Genomic DNA, 13,519 nt, shown 5'->3' with positions numbered 1-13,519 from the left:
CGGCGGGTCCGGCGGCCGCGACGGCGAGCGCCGCCGTGGCTGGGTCCCCGTCGTGGGCGCCGCGGCCGCTGCCGCGGTCGTCGCGAGCCTCGGCACCGCCGGGCTCGTCGTCGCGCTCGACGACGACGGCGCGAGCAGCTCGCTCGCCGACGTCGGGCAGCAGCAGGAGGCCACGACGGCGCCGGTGTCGAGCTCGTCGTCGCAGAACCCCGACTGGGAGGCCGTGACGCAGGCCGTCGCACCGTCGGTCGTCGCGATCCAGGTGCAGACGCAGTCGGGCGGCGGCGAGGGCTCGGGCGTCATCATCGACGACCAGGGCCACGTCGTGACGAACAACCACGTCGTCGCGGGCGCCGTGGACGACACCGTCCAGGTCACCCTCAGCGACGGCCGCCTGTTCGAGGCGACGATCGTCGGGCTCGACCCGGCGACGGACCTCGCCGTGGTGCAGCTGAAGGACGCCCCGGACGACCTGCAGCCGGCGACGCTCGGCGACTCCGAGGACGTGACCGTCGGCGAGTCGGTGCTCGCGGTCGGCAACCCGCTCGGTCTCGCGAACACCGCGACGACGGGCATCGTCTCCGCCGTCGACCGCCCGGTCTCCGCGTCGGGGACCGAGGGCGGCACGTCGGTCGTCACGAACGCGATCCAGATCGACGCCGCGATCAACCCCGGCAACTCGGGCGGCCCGCTGTTCGACGCGCAGGGCCGGGTCATCGGCATCACCTCGTCGATCGCGAGCCTGTCGAGCGGCGGCGGCCAGTCCGGCTCGATCGGCCTCGGGTTCGCCATCCCCGTGAACCTCGCGCGGTCGATCAGCGAGCAGCTCATCGCCGACGGCACCGCGGAGCACGCGTTCCTCGGCGTGAGCCTGACCGACGCGACGGCGACCGCCGACGGCGTCACGCGCCGCGGCGCGCAGGTCGAGGAGGTCACCGACGGCTCGCCCGCCGCGGAGGCCGGCATCCAGACCGGCGACGTCATCGTCGAGATCGACGGGAACGCCGTCGGCGGCGCCGAGTCGCTCACCGCGTTCGTCCGCGAGCTCGCGGCCGGCGCGCAGTCCACGGTGACGCTCGTGCGCGACGGGGAGACGGTCGACGTCGACGTGACGCTGGCGACGCGCCCGGCGGACGACGAGCTCGCCGAGCAGGGTCAGCAGGGTCAGGGCCAGCAGGGCCAGGGCGAGCAGGGCCAGCAGGGTCAGGGCGGCGACCAGGGTCAGGGCACGGACCCGTCCGACCCGGGCAACGTGCCCAACCCGTTCGACTGGTTCTTCGGCGGCCGCGGCTGACGCATCCTTCCGGCGCGTCCCCCCGCGCGCCGGACCCGGCGGTCGCCCGACGTCCCCCGGGCGGCCACCACCACGGCCGGCACGGAGCAGCGCTCCGTGCCGGCCGTTCGCGTGCCTGGAGCCACGGGCCGATGAGCCGATGGGCCGATGGACCGGACGGCCCGGGTCGGCAGGTGGGCTCAGGAGCCGAGCGCGTACCGCAGGGGCTCCAGCTTCGCCTCGGACTCGGCGAGCTCGGCGGCCGGGTCGGACGCTGCGACGATCCCGCACCCGGCGAACAGCCGCACGGTGCGCGGGTCGGACGCCGAGAGCTCGGCCGAGCGCAGCGCGATACCCCACTCGCCGTCGCCGTCCGCGCCGAGCCAGCCCACCGGCCCGGCGTAGCGGCCGCGGTCCATGCCCTCGATCTCGCGGATGAGCTCGCGCGCGACGGCCGTCGGGGTGCCGCACACCGCGGCCGACGGGTGCAGGGCGGCGGCGAGCGCGAGGCTGGTCGGTGCGTCGGCGTCGCGCCGCACCGCGCCGGTGCGAGCCCCGCCCCGGGCCAGGACGCCCGTGACGTCCGACGCGAGGTGCATGACGTTGGGCAGGTGGAGGACGAACGGCGCGTCCGGCACGTTCATCGACGAGCAGAACGGCGCGAGGGCCTGCGCGACGGACGTGACGGCGTACTCGTGCTCCTCGAGGTCCTTCGACGACCGGGCGAGCTGGGCCGCGCGCAGGAGCGCCTCGTCGTCGGACGCGCCAGCGCGGCGGATCGTGCCCGCCAGCACGCGGGACGTGACGAGACCCTTCTCGCTGCGCACGAGCAGCTCGGGCGTCGCGCCGAGCATGCCGTCCACCGAGAACGTCCAGCACGCCTCGTAGGCCGCGGCGAGCCGGCGCAGCAGCCAGCGCGGGTCCACGGGCTCGCTCGTGTGCGCGACGACGTCCCGCGCGAGCACGACCTTCTCGAGCGCGCCCGCGCGGATGCGCTCGACGCCCTCGGCGACCACGGCGGCCCAGTCGTCGGCGCGCAGCGCGCCGTCCCGCCAGGCCACCTCGCCGGGCCCGGCGACCGGCGTGCGGTCCGTGCGTGCGAGCGCAGCGGCGGGGGACGACGACAGCGACCCGGCGGTGTCGATCGTCGTCAGCCACGTGCGCCCGTCCCGGCGGCCCACGACGACGCGCGGCACGACGAGCACGCCGCCCGCGCGGACCGGCTCGTGCGCGTCGTCCCCGGGCGCGGAGTCGTCGAACGCGAACGACCCGAACGCGACCGGCCCGGTCCCGGGCACGGCGACCTCGTCGCGCACGACGGCGCGCGCGAGCGTCTCCTGCCACGCCGCCTCGGCGTCCGCGAACCGGCCAGGTCCCCACGTCTCGAGGCGCAGCGCCTCGCCCCAGCCGACGATCCCGTCCCCGCGCCGCACCCAGGTGAGGGGCCGCACGTCGGGCAGGAGGTCCACGAGTGCCGTGAGGCCGCCCGGGAGGTCGTCGATCTGCGTGGTCCGCACCACCAGGGGGTGGGGCTCGGTGGCGGGGGCCGACGGTTCTGCTGTCATCGTCCCCCAGCGTAAGCGCGCGGGCGCCGTGCCGCGGGCGGTGTGACGAGCGCGACGGCGGCGCAAGAGTGCGGCCGCCGCGGTGCGACGACGACGTCGCGGCGGGCGTGGAAGCATGGGCGCCATGCCCCGCGCCAGCCTGGACAAGAAGCCCACCGAGGTCGCGTCGATGTTCGACGGGATCGCGCGCCGCTACGACGTGACGAACGACATCCTGTCGCTCGGGCAGGACCGGGCGTGGCGCCGCGCGACCGTGCGCGCGGTCGGGGCGCTGCCGGGCGAGAAGGTGCTCGACCTCGCCGCGGGCACGGGCACGTCGTCGGAGCCATTCGCCGACGACGGCGTGCGCGTCGTCCCGTGCGACTTCTCGATCGGGATGCTCCAGGTCGGCAAGGAGCGCCGACCGGACCTGCCGTTCGTCGCCGGTGACGCGACGCGCCTGCCGTTCGCCGACGCGACGTTCGACGCCGTGACCATCTCGTTCGGGCTGCGCAACGTCGTCGACACGGAGGGCGGGCTGCGCGAGATGCTGCGCGTCGTGCGGCCCGGCGGCCGCATCGTCATCTGCGAGTTCTCCACGCCGACGTGGGGCCCGTTCCGCACGCTCTACCAGGAGTACCTCGTCAAGGCGCTGCCGCGCATCGCGTCGGCCGTCACGCGCGAGGGCGGCTCGTACGAGTACCTCGCCGAGTCGATCGCCGCGTGGCCCGACCAGGAGGGGCTCGGCCGCCTGCTCCTGCGCGCGGGCTGGTCGCGCGTCGGGTACCGCAACCTGTCCGGCGGCATCGTCGCGCTGCACCGGGGGACGCGGCCCGAGGCGGGGTAGCGCCGGTGACCGTCCTCGACGTCGGCACGCTTCTCGCCGGGCCGCGCGGACGGCGGCTGTGCCTCGCGCTCGCGCTCGGCGACGGCTCGGACGACGAGCCGCCCGTCGTGCAGGAGCTGCGCACGGCGGCCTTCTCCGCCGCGCACGACCTCGACCCCGGGCGCGGGACCAGCCGCGTCAAGTTCGGCGGGGACGTCGCGGCCCGGCTCCGGCCGAAGCCCGCCGACGTCGCGCGCCTGCTCGACGCCGTCCCGGTGCCCGAGCCCGACGAGCGGAGGCTGCTCGCGGCGCTCGCGGAGTCGGTCGACAACGCCCGGTACTGGCAGGAGCCCGACGGCGAGGACGTCCTGGCGGCGACGCCCGTGGTGCGGGACGCGCTCGTCCGCGTGGCCGACGTCGTCGCACGCGCACGGACGGCGTCGTGGTGGACGGCGCCGCTCGACCCGGAGCGGCAGGTGTCCGTCCGCTTCCCGGAGGGCGAGCCGCGCGACCCCGGTCTCACCGCGGCGGAGCGGCTGGCGCGCTGGTCGACGGGCGTCGCGGGGGACGAGGAGCGGGCGCGCCGCGACCGCACCCCGGACGTCCGCCACGAGGCGAGCCGCGCGTGGTGGTCCAGCCCGCCCCGCGACCTCCCGCTCACGACCCGTGACAGGGGCGACGCCGGCACCCTCGGGTTGTGGGCCGTCGAGGACGGCCGCGGCTGGGAGACGGGCGAGACCGTCCGCCGCGCCGTCCCGACCGGCGCGCGCGTCGTGGAGGTCGACGGCCCCGAGGCGTGGGTTGAGCTGTGCCGCCGGTACCCGCTCGACGCCTCGGCGCGGCACCGGGGCGACTGGTACCGCACCACCGGCCGGGACGGCCGCTGGGTCGTCCCTGACTGGCCGCGGGTCGCGCGCGACGTCGACGGCGTCCACGTCACCGTCGCGGGGTACCTCGCGAGCGCGGGACGCGCGATCGACGTGGGGGAGGGTACGGCGTCCGTGCTGGCGGGCTGGGACCCGGACGCGACGTACTGGTTCCGCGACCTCGCGGCCGACGACGGCACCCGCCGCGCGTGGCGGTCCGTCGGCCACGGCATCGTGCACTGGGCGCCCGCGGACCGCTGAGGTGGCGTGCGCGCAGGTCAGGCCCGCTGTCGCGGGGGCCGTGCGCCGTCCTTGGTCACGACTCGGCCAAGGAAGGTTCGCCTTGCTACACATCGTGCGCCGCGTGTGACTAGAGTGGCCGGTGTCCATTGTGATCGACTTCACAAGGGCGGTGGGTGCGCCGTGCCCCGACGTGGGGGGACGGTGAGTGCGTGAGCTCCGAGAGTGTTCCGACGACCGGGCAGCGAGGTGAGGACGTGCGCGGCAGCCGCGATGACGCCGACGTCATCGTCGTGGGCGCGGGCCCTGCGGGGTCGGCCGCTGCTCACTACTGCGCCGCCGCGGGCCTCGAGGTCCTCCTGCTGGAGAAGTCGGCGTTCCCGCGCGACAAGATCTGCGGCGACGGGCTGACCCCGCGCGCCGTGGCCGAGCTGGTCCGCATGGGCGTCACCGCCCGCGAGGACGACGGGTGGATCCGCAACCACGGCCTGCGCGTCGTCGCGGGCGGCCGGGCGTGGGAGCTCGCGTGGCCCGACCTCGCGTCCTACCCGAGCTACGGCATGGCGCGCGCCCGGCACTCGTTCGACCGCACGCTCGCGGAGCACGCGCAGCGCAACGGGGCCAAGCTCCTCGAGCGCACGGCCGTGACCGGTCCGGTGCTCGACGACCGCACCGGTCGCGTCGTCGGCGTCACGGCCCGTCCCGTCGACGACAAGGGCCGCCGAGCCGGCGACGACGTCACCTACCGCGCGCCCGTCGTGGTCGCCGCCGACGGGGTGTCGTCGCGGTTCGCGCTGTCGCTCGGTCTCGCCAAGCGCGAGGACCGCCCGATCGGCGTCGCCGTGCGGTCCTACTTCCGCACGCCCCGCCACGACGACGCGTGGATGGAGTCGCACCTCGAGCTGTGGGACGGCGCACCGGGGCGCTCCAACCTGCTGCCGGGGTACGGCTGGATCTTCGCGCTCGGCGACGGCACGGCGAACGTCGGCCTCGGCTCGGTGAGCTCGACGCCCGCGCGGCAGTCGTCGTCGAACGTCGACCACAAGGACGTGTTCGCGCGCTGGCTGCGCAACGCCCCGCCCGAGTGGGAGCTCGCGGAGGAGAACCGGATCGCCCCGGTGCGCGGCGCCGCCCTGCCGATGGGGTTCAACCGCACGCCCCTGTACACGAAGGGCGTCCTGCTCGTCGGCGACTCGGGCGGCATGGTCAGCCCGTTCAACGGCGAGGGCATCGCGTACGCGATGCAGGCCGGCCGGACGGCGGCGGACGTCGTCGCCCAGGCCCTCGCGCGCGGCACCGACGCCGCCCGCGAGCGCGCGCTGCAGACGTACGCGCGCACGATGCACCGCGAGCTCGGCGGGTACTACACGCTGGGCCGCTACTTCGTGCGGCTCATCGAGCACCCCGAGATCATGCGGATCTGCACGCGGTACGGCCTGCCCCGGCCGGTCGTCATGCGGTTCGTGCTCAAGCTCCTCTCCGACTGCTACGAGCCTCGCGGCGGCGACTGGGTCGACCGGGTCATCGCGGGCCTGACGAAGGTGGTGCCGTCGTCATGAGCCCGTGAGCCGGGTCGGCAGTGAGAGACGGCAACGACGCCCCGCATCACTTCCCCCCACCGTGGACCCGGACGACGTCGTCCGGTGGTCCCCGAGTCCTCACCCGAGGAGTACGCGATGACCAACCCGTACGTCCCGCTTCTCGTCCTCATGGGCGTGGCCGCCGTGCTCGCCCTCGGCGGCGTGGTCGCCAGCGCCGTGATCGGCCCCAAGCGCTACAACCGGGCGAAGCTCGACGCGTACGAGTGCGGCATCGAGCCCACGCCCCACGCCGTCGGCGGCGGGCGCTTCCCGATCAAGTACTACCTCGTCGCCATGACGTTCATCGTCTTCGACATCGAGGTGGTCTTCCTCTACCCGTGGGCCGTCGACTTCGCGACCCTCGCGACGTTCGGCCTCGTCGCGATGCTCGCGTTCCTCGCGCTCATCACCGTCCCGTTCGTCTACGAGTGGCGCCGCGGAGGCCTGGAGTGGGACTGACCACGACCGGCCGCCCGCGGCCCCGCCGGATCTGCTAGCAGGCTCAGGAGGACACCATGGGGATCGAGGAAGCTCCCTCGGGCTTCGTGCTCACCACGATCGAGGACATCGCGGGGTACCTGCGCAAGGCGTCGCTGTGGCCCGTGACGTTCGGCCTGGCGTGCTGCGCGATCGAGATGATGGCGGCCGGCGCGTCCCGGTTCGACCTCTCTCGCTTCGGCATGGAGGTGTTCCGCGCGTCGCCGCGCCAGGCGGACCTCATGATCGTCGCCGGACGCGTGAGCCAGAAGATGGCGCCGGTCGTGCGCCAGGTCTACGACCAGATGAGCGAGCCCAAGTGGGTGCTGTCGATGGGCGTGTGCGCGTCGAGCGGCGGCATGTTCAACAACTACGCGATCGTCCAGGGCGTCGACCACGTCGTGCCGGTCGACATCTACCTGCCGGGCTGCCCGCCGCGCCCGGAGATGCTCATCAACGCGATCCTCGCGCTGCACGACCAGATCCGCGAGGAGCCGCTCGGCGTCAACCGCAAGGAGGCGGCCCGTGCCGCCGAGGCCGCGGCGCTCGAGGCGACGCCGACCTTCCAGATGAAGGGGCTGCTGCGATGAGCGCGGGCACCGGGTCCGGCGCAGGGCAGGGCACGGGGCCGGCCACAGGTCCGGGAGGCCCGAGGCCCGCGCCGCAGCCGCAGGAGGTGCAGGGCCCGCGCGCGGCCGACCTCGTGACGGGGTCGCAGGCGCCCGCGACGCTCGACGTGGTCGACGTGCGCACGGGCATGTTCGGCGGGCAGGGCTCGGGCGACACGTCGGGGTACGGCGGGCTGGTCCGGCCCGTCGCCATGCCGGGTGCCGCGAGCCGCCCGTACGGCGGGTGGTTCGACGACGTCGTCGACACCCTGGGCGTGGTCCTCGCCGAGGGCGGGATCTCGGCGGCCGACGCCGTCGAGTACGTGAGCGTCGACCCGCCGGGCCCGCACGCCGAGCTCACGCTGCACGTGCACCGCGACCACCTCGTCGCGGTGTGCCGCGCGCTGCGCGACGACCAGGACCTGCGGTTCGAGCTGAGCCTCGGCGTGAGCGGCGTCCACTTCCCGCACGACGTCGGGCGGGAGCTGCACGCCGTCTACCACCTCACGTCGATCACCCACGGGCGTCGGCTGCGGATCGAGGTGGCCGTGCCCGACGCCGACCCGCACGTCCCGTCGACGACGTCGGTCTACCCGGCGAACGACTGGCACGAGCGCGAGACGTGGGACTTCTTCGGGATCGTCTTCGACGGCCACCCGTCGCTCGCGCGCATCGAGATGCCGGACGACTGGCCCGGCCACCCGCAGCGCAAGGACTACCCGCTCGGCGGGATCCCGGTCGAGTACAAGGGCGCGACCGTGCCCCCGCCGGACACGAGGAGGTCGTACTCGTGAGCACGCACACCACCGGGGCGCGGTCGGCCCCGCACGCGACGCGCCCGCCCGTGGGCGACTTCGAGCCGGGCGTCCCGAGCTTCGAGGCGTCCGGCGGCGACTGGGAGCACGTCGCCGAGAGCGCGGTCGCGGCCGCGGCGCTCGGCGAGGAGCGCATCGTCGTCAACATGGGCCCGCAGCACCCGTCCACGCACGGGGTGCTGCGCCTCATGCTCGAGATCGACGGCGAGACGGTCACCGAGGCGCGGTGCGGCATCGGCTACCTGCACACCGGCATCGAGAAGAACATGGAGTACCGGACGTGGACGCAGGGCGTCACGTTCTGCACCCGCATGGACTACCTCGCGCCGTTCTTCCAGGAGACGGCGTACTGCCTCGCGGTCGAGAAGCTCCTCGGGATCACGGACGACGTGCCGGAGCGCGCGAGCGTGGTCCGCGTCCTGCTCATGGAGCTCAACCGCATCGCGTCGCACCTCGTGTGCCTCGGCACGGGCGGCAACGAGATGGGCGCGACGACCGTCATGACCGTCGCGTTCACGGGGCGCGAGGAGATCCTGCGGATCTTCGAGGCGATCACCGGCCTGCGCATGAACCACGCGTTCGTGCGGCCGGGCGGCGTCGCGCAGGACGTGCCGCCGGACCTCGTGGAGCAGGTGCGGGCCGCGGAGCCGCTGATCCGCCGCTACCTCGGCCAGCTCGGCGACCTCATGCTCGCCAACCCCATCTTCAAGGGCCGGCTCGGCGGGGTCGGTCACCTCAACCTCGCGGGCTGCATGGCGCTCGGCGTCACGGGTCCCGTGCTCCGCTCGACGGGCCTGCCGTACGACGTGCGCAAGACCGACCCGTACTGCGGCTACGAGACGTACGACTTCGACGTCCCGACCTCCGACGAGGCCGACTGCTACTCGCGCGTCGTGCTGCGGCTGGAGGAGTGCTACCAGTCGCTGCGCATCGTCGAGCAGTGCCTCGAGCGCCTCGAGGCGACCGCCGGGCAGCCCGTGATGGTCGGGGACCGCAAGATCGCGTGGCCCGCGCAGCTCGCGATCGGCGGCGACGGCCAGGGCAACTCGCTCGAGCACATCAAGGAGATCATGGGCACCTCCATGGAGGCCCTGATCCACCACTTCAAGCTGGTCACGGAGGGCTTCCGGGTCCCGGTGGGCCAGGCGTGGCAGACGGTGGAGCACCCGCGCGGCGAGCTGGGCGTGCACCTCGTGTCCGACGGCGGCACGCGCCCCTACCGCGCGCACTTCCGCGACCCGTCGTTCAACAACCTCCAGGCCGTGGCCGCGATGTGCGAGGGCGGCCAGGTGGCCGACGTCGTCGTCGCCGTCGCGTCGCTGGACCCCGTGCTGGGAGGGGTGGACCGATGACGATCGACGCCGGACCGGCCACGGACGGCTCGCCCGCGGGCGCGCCCCGCCGGCGGCCGGGCTACGACCCGCAGACGCACGCGCGGCTCGCGGCCGACGCCGCGCAGATCATGGCGCGCTACCCGCAGCGGCGCTCGGCGCTGCTGCCGATGCTGCACCTCGTCCAAGCGGAGGACGGCTACGTCTCGCGCGACGGCATCCTGTTCTGCGCCGAGCAGCTCGACCTCACGGCCGCCGAGGTCTCGGCAGTCGCCACCTTCTACACGCAGTACAAGCGCCACCCCAACGGCACCTACACGGTGGGCGTGTGCACGAACACGCTGTGCGCGGTCATGGGCGGCGACGCGATCTTCGACGAGCTCGCCGACCACCTCGGCGTCGGCCACGACGAGACCACCGACGACGGCGCCATCACGCTCGAGCGCATCGAGTGCAACGCGGCCTGCGACTACGCGCCGGTGATGATGGTCAACTGGGAGTTCTTCGACAACCAGACGCCGCAGAGCGCCACCGACGTCGTCGACCGCCTCCGCGCGGGCGAGCCGGTCGCCCCGACACGCGGCGCTGCGAGCGTCTGCACCTTCCGGCAGATGAGCCGCGTCCTCGCCGGCTTCACCGACGGCCGCGCCGACGAGGGCGTCGGCGCCGGCGAGGCCACGCTCGCCGGCCTGCGCCTCGCGCGCGAGCACGGCTGGACCGCCCCGGGGTCGCAGGCTCCGTCCACGGCCGAGGCGGGTGCGACCGACGCCGTCCCGCCGACAGGTGAGGAGCAGTCGAGCGCAGAGCGCAGGCCGGTGACGCCGGAGGACACGGCGCAGGGCGGCAAGCCCGGGACGCCGGAGCGCGAAGGCGACGCGTCGAGCCCGGACGAGCGTCCGGCGTCGGGCACGGAGGAGGACGCATGAGCGAGCAGCCGGAGACGACGGTGGCCCCGCTGACCCCGGTGCTGTCGGACACGTGGGACGCCGACCGGTCGTGGACCCTGCGGTCGTACCTCGACCGCGGCGGGTACGCGGGCCTGCGGGCGGCGCTGGCGCAGGAGCCGGCGGACGTCGTCGCGACGGTCAAGGCGTCGGGCCTGCGCGGGCGCGGGGGAGCGGGGTTCCCGACGGGCATGAAGTGGGGCTTCCTGCCGCCGCCGGACGGCGGGCCGCGCTACCTCGTGGTCAACGCGGACGAGTCGGAGCCGGGGACGTGCAAGGACATCCCGCTCATGATGGCGAGCCCGCAGGCGCTCGTGGAGGGCGTGGCGATCACGTCGTACGCGATCGGGTGCCGGCACGCGTTCATCTACGTGCGCGGCGAGGTGCTGCACGTGTACCGACGGCTCCTGCGCGCGGTGGAGGAGGCGTACGAGGCCGGGTTCCTCGGGACGGACGTCCTCGGGTCGGGCTTCGACCTCGACGTCACGGTCCACGCGGGCGCGGGCGCGTACATCTGCGGCGAGGAGACGGCGCTGCTCGACTCGCTCGAGGGCCTGCGGGGCCAGCCGCGGCTCAAGCCGCCGTTCCCGGCGGTGGCGGGCCTGTACGCGCGGCCCACGGTGGTGAACAACGTGGAGTCGGTCGCGAGCGTGCCGTCGATCGTGGCGCGCGGCGCGGACTGGTTCACGTCGATGGGCACGGAGCGCTCGGCGGGCGTCGGGCTGTTCTCGCTGTCCGGGCACGTGACGCGCCCGGGGCAGTACGAGGCGCCGCTGGGCACGACGCTGCGCGAGCTGCTCGACCTCGCGGGCGGCGTGCGCGGCGGGAAGGCGCTGAAGTTCTGGACGCCGGGCGGGTCGTCGACGCCGCTGTTCACCGCGGAGCACCTCGACACCCCGCTCGACTACGAGTCCGTCGCGAAGGCCGGGTCGATGCTCGGCACGCGCGCGCTGCAGATCTTCGACGAGACGGTGTGCGTCGTGCGGGCGGTGAGCCGCTGGACGGACTTCTACGCGCACGAGTCGTGCGGCAAGTGCACGCCGTGCCGGGAGGGGACGTACTGGATGAAGCAGGTGCTGCACCGCATCGAGGCGGGCCAGGGCACGCAGGGCGACCTCGACCTGCTCCTCGACACGTGCGACAACATCCTCGGCCGGGCGTTCTGCGCGCTCGGTGACGGCGCGACGTCGCCCGTGACGAGCAGCATCCGGCTCTTCCGCGACGAGTACGAGGCGCACATCACGCAGGGGGCGTGCCCGTTCGACCCGGCGGCGTCGGCGCTGTTCGCGCACACCCCGCGCCGGCAGGCCGCCCCTGCCCTCACGGCAGGAGTGCACTGATGACGACGACCACGCCGGCCGGGGCCGCCGGGACGCCCGCGGCGTCCTCGCCGCCCGCACCGCCCGCGCCGCCGCCGGACCACGTGTCGTTCACGATCGACGACATCGAGATGTCCGTGCCCAAGGGCACGCTCGTCATCCGGGCCGCGGAGCAGATCGGCATCCAGATCCCGCGGTTCTGCGACCACCCGCTGCTCGCGCCGGCGGGCGCGTGCCGCCAGTGCCTCGTCGAGGTCGCGACGCCGGACCGCGAGGGCAACCTGCGACCCATGCCGAAGCCGCAGGCGTCGTGCACGCTCGAGGTCACGCCCGGCATGGTGGTCAAGACGCAGCGCACGAGCCCCGTCGCGGACAAGGCGCAGCACGGCATCATGGAGATGCTGCTCATCAACCACCCGCTCGACTGCCCGGTGTGCGACAAGGGCGGGGAGTGCCCGCTGCAGAACCAGGCGATGAGCAACGGGCGCGCGACGACCCGCTTCGTCGACGTTAAGCGCACGTTCCCCAAGCCGATCGCCGTGTCGACGACGATCCTGCTCGACCGCGAGCGCTGCGTGCTGTGCCAGCGGTGCACGCGCTTCTCGAAGGAGATCGCGGGCGACGCGTTCATCGACCTGCAGAAGCGCGGCGCGGCGCAGCAGATCGGCCGCTTCGACGAGTCGGTGCTCGACTTCGCGCCGCCGGCGGGAGAGGCCCCGGGCGACCGGCCGGTGGGGCTCGCGCTCGAGGACGAGTCGGGGCAGCCGTTCGCCTCCTACTTCTCGGGCAACACGGTGCAGATCTGCCCGGTCGGTGCGCTCACCGGCGCGGCGTACCGGTTCCGGTCGCGGCCGTTCGACCTCGTGTCGACGCCGTCGGTCGCCGAGCACGACGCGTGCGGGAGCGCGATCCGGATCGACCACCGCCGCGGCGTCGTGCTACGACGCCTCGCGGGCGAGGACCCGGTGGTCAACGAGGAGTGGATCACCGACAAGGACCGGTTCGCGTTCACGTGGCAGTCGGCACCGGACCGCCTCACGCACCCGCTGGTGCGGGACCGGGAGGTCGCGCCGGACGGGACGGTCGTGCGGGGCGAGCTGCGGCCGGCGTCGTGGGCGGAGGCGCTCGAGCTCGCGGCGGACGCGCTGCTCCGGGCGCGCGACGCGGGCGGCGTCGGCGTCCTGCCGGGCGGGCGGCTCACGGTCGAGGACGCGTACGCGTACGCGAAGCTCGCCCGCACGGTGCTGCGCACGAACGACGTCGACCACCGCGCGCGCGTGCACAGCGCGGAGGAGGCCGCGTTCCTCGGGCACGCCGTCGCCGGTCGCGGCATCGGGGTGACGCTCTCCGAGCTCGAGAAGGCGCCCGCGGTGCTGCTCGTCGGCCTCGAGGCGGAGGAGGAGGCCGGGGTCACGTTCCTGCGCCTGCGCAAGGGCGCGCTGCGCCACGGCGTCCGCGTCTTCGCGCTGGCGCCGTACGCGACGCGCGGGCTCGAGCGGGTGCGCGGCACGCTGCTGCGCGCCGCGCCGGGCACCGAGGGCGAGTGGCTCGACGGCATCGCCGCGGGCGACCGCGTCCGCACGCTCGACGAGGCCGCGGGCCCGGTCGACGCGCTGGCCGACGCGAGCGACGCGCTGCGCACGCCCGGCGCGGTCATCCTCGTCGGGGAGCGCGTGGCCGCGACTCCCGGCGGGTA

At 74.5% G+C, this 13,519-nt stretch carries 12 protein-coding genes; 11 read left to right on the top strand and 1 reads right to left on the bottom strand.

The features are described from left to right. Window positions 1-1,294, top strand: a 1,294-nt coding sequence (locus JZ5iCDA_RS11100; protein WP_069387231.1) for a S1C family serine protease, incomplete at its 5' end; no start/stop codon positions are given. Between the two features lie 179 nt (window positions 1,295-1,473). Here the strand turns inward: JZ5iCDA_RS11100 and JZ5iCDA_RS11095 are convergent. Then, window positions 1,474-2,838 (bottom strand): isochorismate synthase, encoded by a 1,365-nt coding sequence (locus JZ5iCDA_RS11095; RefSeq protein WP_069387230.1) that lies wholly within the window; start codon window positions 2,836-2,838, stop codon window positions 1,474-1,476. A 124-nt stretch (window positions 2,839-2,962) separates the two neighbouring features. Here JZ5iCDA_RS11095 and JZ5iCDA_RS11090 point away from each other — a divergent pair, with 124 nt between their 5' ends. From JZ5iCDA_RS11090 to JZ5iCDA_RS11045, 10 genes are all read left to right on the top strand, one after another. Continuing rightward, a complete protein-coding gene (locus JZ5iCDA_RS11090) occupies window positions 2,963-3,664 on the top strand; it encodes a demethylmenaquinone methyltransferase (protein WP_069387235.1) in 702 nt (233 codons plus the stop codon). Between the two features lie 5 nt (window positions 3,665-3,669). Then, complete coding sequence (locus JZ5iCDA_RS11085) at window positions 3,670-4,770, top strand: hypothetical protein (protein WP_083259905.1); 1,101 nt, start codon at window positions 3,670-3,672, stop codon at window positions 4,768-4,770. 236 nt (window positions 4,771-5,006) lie between these two features. Then, window positions 5,007-6,308 (top strand): geranylgeranyl reductase family protein, encoded by a 1,302-nt coding sequence (locus JZ5iCDA_RS11080; RefSeq protein WP_069387229.1) that lies wholly within the window; start codon window positions 5,007-5,009, stop codon window positions 6,306-6,308. A 117-nt stretch (window positions 6,309-6,425) separates the two neighbouring features. Beyond that, window positions 6,426-6,788 (top strand): NADH-quinone oxidoreductase subunit A, encoded by a 363-nt coding sequence (locus JZ5iCDA_RS11075; protein WP_069387233.1) that lies wholly within the window; start codon window positions 6,426-6,428, stop codon window positions 6,786-6,788. A 56-nt stretch (window positions 6,789-6,844) separates the two neighbouring features. Further along, on the top strand, window positions 6,845-7,396 hold the full coding sequence (locus JZ5iCDA_RS11070; RefSeq protein ID WP_069387228.1) for a NuoB/complex I 20 kDa subunit family protein: 552 nt from the start codon (window positions 6,845-6,847) through the stop codon (window positions 7,394-7,396). Beyond that, window positions 7,393-8,208 carry an NADH-quinone oxidoreductase subunit C gene (locus JZ5iCDA_RS11065; RefSeq protein ID WP_083259904.1) on the top strand — a complete coding sequence of 272 codons (816 nt, stop codon included), beginning with the start codon at window positions 7,393-7,395 and terminating at the stop codon, window positions 8,206-8,208. Before JZ5iCDA_RS11070 ends, JZ5iCDA_RS11065 begins: the two co-directional genes overlap by 4 nt. A gap of 50 nt (window positions 8,209-8,258) precedes the next feature. Further along, entirely contained in the window at window positions 8,259-9,581 is a 1,323-nt protein-coding gene (locus JZ5iCDA_RS11060) for an NADH-quinone oxidoreductase subunit D (protein WP_069387232.1), read from the top strand. Continuing rightward, window positions 9,578-10,486 (top strand): NADH-quinone oxidoreductase subunit NuoE, encoded by a 909-nt coding sequence (nuoE, locus tag JZ5iCDA_RS11055; RefSeq protein ID WP_069387226.1) that lies wholly within the window; start codon window positions 9,578-9,580, stop codon window positions 10,484-10,486. Before JZ5iCDA_RS11060 ends, nuoE begins: the two co-directional genes overlap by 4 nt. Next, complete coding sequence (gene nuoF / locus JZ5iCDA_RS11050; RefSeq protein WP_069387225.1) at window positions 10,483-11,844, top strand: NADH-quinone oxidoreductase subunit NuoF; 1,362 nt, start codon at window positions 10,483-10,485, stop codon at window positions 11,842-11,844. Before nuoE ends, nuoF begins: the two co-directional genes overlap by 4 nt. After that, a partial coding sequence (locus JZ5iCDA_RS11045) for an NADH-quinone oxidoreductase subunit G (protein WP_083259902.1) occupies window positions 11,844-13,519 on the top strand: 1,676 nt, incomplete at its 3' end. The genes nuoF and JZ5iCDA_RS11045, both read left to right, overlap by 1 nt.

Source organism: Cellulosimicrobium cellulans, assembly GCF_001722485.1.
Lineage (GTDB): Bacteria > Actinomycetota > Actinomycetes > Actinomycetales > Cellulomonadaceae > Cellulosimicrobium > Cellulosimicrobium cellulans_A.
The sequence above is the reverse complement of the archived record's forward strand: the minus strand, read 5'-3'. Positions and strand labels throughout refer to the sequence as shown.

Excerpts from the sequence above, each read along its gene's own strand:
- JZ5iCDA_RS11095 (WP_069387230.1), bottom strand. The coding sequence starts at position 2,838 with ATGACAGCAGAACCGTCGGCCCCCGCCACCGAGCCCCACCCCCTGGTG.
- JZ5iCDA_RS11090 (WP_069387235.1), top strand. The coding sequence starts at position 2,963 with ATGCCCCGCGCCAGCCTGGACAAGAAGCCCACCGAGGTCGCGTCGATG.
- JZ5iCDA_RS11075 (WP_069387233.1), top strand. The coding sequence starts at position 6,426 with ATGACCAACCCGTACGTCCCGCTTCTCGTCCTCATGGGCGTGGCCGCC.
- JZ5iCDA_RS11070 (WP_069387228.1), top strand. The coding sequence starts at position 6,845 with ATGGGGATCGAGGAAGCTCCCTCGGGCTTCGTGCTCACCACGATCGAG.
- JZ5iCDA_RS11065 (WP_083259904.1), top strand. The coding sequence starts at position 7,393 with ATGAGCGCGGGCACCGGGTCCGGCGCAGGGCAGGGCACGGGGCCGGCC.
- nuoE (WP_069387226.1), top strand. The coding sequence starts at position 9,578 with ATGACGATCGACGCCGGACCGGCCACGGACGGCTCGCCCGCGGGCGCG.
- nuoF (WP_069387225.1), top strand. The coding sequence starts at position 10,483 with ATGAGCGAGCAGCCGGAGACGACGGTGGCCCCGCTGACCCCGGTGCTG.